Source organism: uncultured Clostridium sp. (assembly GCF_934754925.1).
GTDB lineage: Bacteria > Bacillota > Clostridia > Clostridiales > Clostridiaceae > Clostridium.
Genome location: NZ_CAKVJA010000078.1, coordinates 1 through 5533 on the forward strand (window position 1 = coordinate 1; position 5533 = coordinate 5533).

Consider the following 5533-nt stretch of genomic DNA (forward strand, 5'->3'; position numbering starts at 1 on the left):
GATTAAAATTATTAGTAATAGCCAAAATATATGTTATAAATGTTATATAATTAGGAAATAATTATTTTTTATAGAATAATTTTTATTCTTATATAAATATTTTTAACTTAAAATTAATCGTTAATAGGAGAGGTAAACTATGTCAACTGAAATTAATTCTTCTAATTTTATAAGAAATATAATAGTAGATGATTTAGAAAGCGGAAAACACAAAGAAATAATAACTCGTTTCCCACCAGAACCAAATGGATATCTTCATATAGGTCATGCAAAATCTATACTTTTAAACTTTGGTTTAGCTGAAGAATTCAAAGGTAAAACTCATCTTAGATTTGATGATACTAACCCAGTAAAAGAAGATACTGAATATGTTGAATCAATAAAGGAAGATGTAAAATGGCTTGGTGGAAACTGGGATGAACTTTACTTTGCATCAGATTATTTTGATGAAATGTATAACAGAGCAGTTCTTTTAATAAAGAAAGGATTAGCTTATGTTTGTGATTTAACTCCAGAAGAGGCTAAAGAATACAGAGGTACTTTAACTCAACCTGGTAAAGAAAGCCCATATAGAAATAGATCTGTAGAAGAGAACCTAGATTTATTTGAAAGAATGAAGAACGGTGAATTTAAAGATGGAGAAAAAGTTTTAAGAGCTAAGATTGATATGTCTTCTCCTAATATGAATATGAGAGATCCTATTATCTATAGAATTGCTCATGCAACTCACCATAATACAGGAGACAAATGGTGCATCTATCCTATGTATGACTTCGCTCATCCATTAGAAGATGCTATAGAAAAGGTAACTCACTCTATTTGTACTTTAGAATTTGAAGATCATAGACCTTTATATGATTGGGTTGTTAGAGAGTGTGAAATGGAAGCTCAACCTAGACAAATTGAATTTGCTAGATTAAACATGACTAACACAGTTATGAGTAAAAGAAAACTTAAACAATTAGTTGATGAAGGTATTGTTGATGGATGGGATGATCCAAGAATGCCTACTATATCTGGTTTAAGAAGAAGAGGATGTACTCCAGAGGCCTTAAAGAACTTCTGTGCTGCAATTGGTGTTGCTAAAGCTAACTCTACAGTAGACTCTCAAATGCTTGATTATTTTGTAAGAGAAGATTTACAAATGAAGGCACCTAATGCAATGGCAGTTTTAAGACCTTTAAAATTAGTTATTACTAACTATCCAGAAGGGCAAACTGAAATGCTTGAAGTTAGTAATAATGCTAAGGATGAGTCTTTTGGTAAGAGATTAGTTCCATTCTCAAGAGAATTATATGTTGAACAAGAAGACTTTATGGAAGTTCCAATAAAGAAATATTTCAGATTATTCCCTGGAAATGAAGTTAGATTAATGGGTGCTTACTTTGTTAAATGTAATGAAGTAATTAAAGATGAAAATGGTAATGTAACTGAAATTCATTGTACTTATGATCCTGAAACTAAAAGTGGTTCTGGATTTACAGGAAGAAAAGTTAAAGGAACTATTCACTGGGTAGATGCAAATAATTGTGTACCTGCTGAGTTTAGATTATATGAACCTTTAATTTTAGATGATGCTCCTGAAAATGAAGGAAAACACTTCTTAGAACAAATAAATCCAAATTCTATGGAAGTTTTACAAGGATTTATAGAACCAACAGCTGTAGAAAATGCTAAACCTCAAGATAAATTCCAAATGGTTAGAAACGGATTCTTCAATGTAGACTCTAAGTATACTACACCTGAAAAGTTAGTATTTAATAGAATAGTTTCTTTAAAATCTTCATTTAAATTAAAATAAGAGAAAGGCAAATGCCTTTCTCTTATTTTAATTAGGTATAGTGAGTGTCTTTGAGGTTTCATACACAGTAATTTTTATAATTCTATAATCAGGTACACACAAGTCTCTACTTATATAATCATTTTTTTAAAGTTCCTCTATCTTCTTGGAAGCCATAATCTCCAGTTAAATCATTTAACAAATTACAATCACAATCTATATCCCAATATTGTGAATTTAAATTGTTGTCTTCACTTTTATAAGTATAAAGTTTCTTTTTATCATTATTCATCCCATTGGTCTATCCTCCTAACACTCTTATCGGTATTAGTTTGTACTATATCATTTATTTAATACTAGTACTTATTGTTATAATTCTAAAAACTTACATTTTATTAAATTAGTTAACACCATTGGTTATTTGTTGCAGTTTTTTCACTTTTATCACATTTACCATTTTTAGTAATAGTTGATTTTACACTTGCAGGTGATGCCCATTGATTATTTACTGCAGATTTTGGTGCACCACTATTGCATCCACATCCACAAGTTGATTCACAAGAACTTTTTCCTTCTGTATGACATCCACAGTTTGAATGTTTACTCATAACATTTACCTCCAATGTTTTGTTAAATTTAGTCCTGATACAGCCAAGTCTAATACTTAGTTCTACCACCACTACAATAATAGTTTGTACATTATAATTACTTTGATACCTTGTATTAATTGTTGCTATTAGCGAGAGCTTCTCATTTTTTCTATAATATAATCTAATTTATCTTTTTACCCAATACAAATTAAATTTAGCACCTTTAATAATATTTCTACAAAATAAAAACTTTCTATAAAAATAGAAAGTTTTTATTTGAAGTATTTTATTGCATAGAATTTTGATTTGAATTTTGTTGTGCTTTTTTATATGCTTCAATATTTGCATCAATTTGAGCACTACTCATTCCATTTTGCATAGCATTTTGATTATTGTAACTGCTTTGCATATTACTTTGTTGTTGTATATTGCTATTCATACTTTGAGCATTACTATTCATACTTTGTTGTGCATTGTTAGTCATAGCTGAATTACTTTGATTTTTATTATTCATATTGTTCATAATATTACCTCCAATTATATTTTTCGGTATTATTTTATGAATTTTAAATAATATAATACATACCAATATATTCAGATTAAGATTAATTATGTAATATAATAAATATAAATTAGTATAAAAATGCTGTATTTAGATTAAATTAATAATTTCAATCTAAATACAGCTCCCTTTATTATAAACTTAAAAATTTATTAAATCTTTCTCTAACTCTTTCTTCACCCATGATTTGCATTAAAGTATAAAGATCTGGAGTATTTGTTCTATGTGATAGTGCACTTCTTACAGCTCCTGCAACATCAGAAATCATACCCTTATATGCATCTGGATTAGCCTTGAACTCTTTTCTATTTGCACAGTATCCAAGCTCTGCTCCAATCACTTTTAATTCTTCAAACCAATTTTCTTGGCTTCCTATATTGAAAGTAAACTTCTTTGCATATTCTTCAATTATAGCTTTAGCATTTTCTAAAGATAAAGTCTTTGGTAATTCTACTTGTTCAGCAGTTTCATTATAGAATAATTCATCAAAGAAGTAGAATATTTTATCTTTAACTTCATCCCACTTAGCAAAATCTTTTCTTGGCTTTGGACCTTCCTTATCTATATTGAATATTTCTCTAGCCATAGCTTCATTTGAAGTTACTAAGTTATACATTTCTTCGTCATATTGCTTAGCCCATGCAGTATATTGTTCATATACCTTATCTGCTGGCATTCTAGCTATAACATCTTTAGAAACGTCATTTAATTTTACTAAATCAAATAATGCTCCACTCTTACTCATTTTTTCTAAAGCAACATGGAATTCATGATAATCAGCAGTTGGATTTTCTGCTCTCCATTCTTCATAGCTTGAGTTTACTATGTTTAATAAGTATTCAATAACACATACTACTGGATATCCAACTTCATTATAGTAAGAAACAGCTGCTTCAGCATCTTTTCTCTTAGAAAGCTTTCTCTTAGATCCACCTTCTTGTTTCATAATTGTTGGAATATGAGCGTAGTTTGGTCTTTCAAATCCTAATACATCAAATAATTGAACGTGTATTGGAAGTGATGATAACCATTCTTCTCCTCTTATTACATCTGTAGTTCTCATTAGATAGTCATCTATTGCATGTGCAAAGTGATATGTTGGAAGTCCATCACCTTTTATTAAAACTACGTCTTGATTATTTTCTGGGAAAGATATGTCTCCCTTTATTAAATCGTGGAATTCTACTCTATTTTCAATATTTCCTGGTGATTTTAATCTTAAAATATAAGCTTCACCATTATTTATTCTTTCAATAGCTTCCTCTTCAGTAATATTTCTGTATTTAGCATATTCTCCATAGTATCCTGGAGTTATTTTATTAGCAATTTGCTCTTCTCTTAAAGCTGCTAATTCTTCTGGAGTACAGAAATCTGGGTATGCTAAACCTTTTAATAATAAATCCTTAGCAAAAGTTCTGTATATTTCAGCTCTTTCACTTTGTCTGTATGGACCGTATTCACCTTTTGAAGTTTCTTGACCAGTCATTCCTTCGCTGAAGTCCATACCAAAGTTGTGCATAGTTGCAATTGTATCTTCAATAGCACCTTCAACTTCTCTTTTTTGGTCTGTATCTTCTATTCTTAAATAGAAAACTCCTTCACTTTGACTTGCTAATCTTTCATTGATTAATGCAGCGAAAACTCCACCTATATGTTGGAATCCTGTTGGTGATGGTGCATATCTAGTTACTCTAGCACCTTCTTTTAAGTTTCTTTTTGGATATTTTGCTATGTAATATTCTCTATCATGTTCAACATTAGGGAATATTATTTCAGCTAATTTTTCAAATGCCATATTTAATTCTCCTTTATATATAATGTAAAAAAATGGCTGTGCCCCGGAGGCACACCCATTTATATCCAAATAAAAAAGTTTCCATCCTAAATATTATTAGGACGAAAACTTATATTCCGCGTTACCACCTAAATTGGTTAATATAAATTATTAACCCACTCAAATACTTATTAATTTTTATTGCTCCAAGGTTTCCTTCAATAGTTTTAAATTTTAGGCTCTCACCATTCCTAAATCGCTTTAAATTAAATATCTATTTACTGCTCCTCTTCAACGCAATTACTATAGTTATTTTTAACAAATTACAAATTAATTATACAGATTCAGATTATTATTGTAAAGTATTTCTCTTATCTATAGCTTATATAATATTATCAACCAAATTTTCCCTCTAAATATTATCATCTTCGACAACTAATATATTCATTTTTCTCCCTTATTAGTATTACCTCTTTTAATTACCCAATATTTATACAAAAATTATTACATACACTTATTTTTTATAAATACTTACAATTACCAATGATTTTCGTCAATAAATACTATATAAAAGCAAAAAATATAGGTTCTATTTAGTTAATAGAACCTATATTGTCTAATTAAAAATTTTTTTCACTTTTATCTTATCGCAAAATATATTACAAACAATGCTGCTAAAACATACATAACTGGATGAACTTTTTTAGCTTTTCCTTTAAATATCATAAGAACTACATATGATAAAAATCCACATGCTATACCTTCACCTATACTATAAGTTAAAGGCATTAATATTACAGTTAAAAATGCTGATATTGAAACTTCTG

The 5533-nt window shown here is 28.8% G+C and carries 5 protein-coding genes, 1 pseudogene and 1 other annotated feature; of the genes and pseudogenes, 1 reads left to right on the forward strand and 5 read right to left on the reverse strand.

What is annotated here, in order from left to right; translation table 11 throughout:
* Nucleotides 1–139: 139 nt before the first annotated feature.
* Nucleotides 140–1801, forward strand: a complete 1662-nt coding sequence (locus tag Q0G30_RS13670; protein ID WP_195468598.1) for a glutamine--tRNA ligase/YqeY domain fusion protein — start codon at nt 140–142, stop codon at nt 1799–1801.
* Nucleotides 1802–1919: 118 nt separating this feature from the next.
* On the opposite strand, the gene Q0G30_RS13675 is transcribed toward Q0G30_RS13670, so the two are convergent.
* The 5 genes and pseudogenes from Q0G30_RS13675 to Q0G30_RS13695 form a co-directional block, all read right to left on the reverse strand.
* On the reverse strand, nt 1920–2072 hold the full coding sequence (locus tag Q0G30_RS13675) for a hypothetical protein (RefSeq protein WP_294391168.1): 153 nt from the start codon (nt 2070–2072) through the stop codon (nt 1920–1922).
* Nucleotides 2073–2184: 112 nt separating this feature from the next.
* Nucleotides 2185–2388: a hypothetical protein gene (locus tag Q0G30_RS13680; RefSeq protein WP_294391170.1), complete on the reverse strand. Its 204-nt coding sequence runs from the start codon at nt 2386–2388 to the stop codon at nt 2185–2187.
* A 268-nt stretch (nt 2389–2656) separates the two neighbouring features.
* Nucleotides 2657–2893: a hypothetical protein gene (locus tag Q0G30_RS13685; protein WP_294391173.1), complete on the reverse strand. Its 237-nt coding sequence runs from the start codon at nt 2891–2893 to the stop codon at nt 2657–2659.
* A gap of 172 nt (nt 2894–3065) precedes the next feature.
* Nucleotides 3066–4727, reverse strand: a complete 1662-nt coding sequence (gene gltX, locus Q0G30_RS13690; RefSeq protein WP_294391174.1) for a glutamate--tRNA ligase — start codon at nt 4725–4727, stop codon at nt 3066–3068.
* A 94-nt stretch (nt 4728–4821) separates the two neighbouring features.
* Nucleotides 4822–5010, reverse strand: a binding site (T-box leader).
* A 335-nt stretch (nt 5011–5345) separates the two neighbouring features.
* Nucleotides 5346–5533: pseudogene (locus Q0G30_RS13695) on the reverse strand (NCS2 family permease); the annotation flags it as partial.

What these genes read in the sequence shown, in the direction of transcription:
- gltX (WP_294391174.1), bottom strand. Translation starts at nt 4,727, where the DNA reads ATGGCATTTGAAAAATTAGCTGAAATAATATTCCCTAATGTTGAACAT.
- Q0G30_RS13685 (WP_294391173.1), bottom strand. Translation starts at nt 2,893, where the DNA reads ATGAACAATATGAATAATAAAAATCAAAGTAATTCAGCTATGACTAAC.
- Q0G30_RS13675 (WP_294391168.1), bottom strand. Translation starts at nt 2,072, where the DNA reads ATGAATAATGATAAAAAGAAACTTTATACTTATAAAAGTGAAGACAAC.
- Q0G30_RS13670 (WP_195468598.1), top strand. Translation starts at nt 140, where the DNA reads ATGTCAACTGAAATTAATTCTTCTAATTTTATAAGAAATATAATAGTA.
- Q0G30_RS13680 (WP_294391170.1), bottom strand. Translation starts at nt 2,388, where the DNA reads ATGAGTAAACATTCAAACTGTGGATGTCATACAGAAGGAAAAAGTTCT.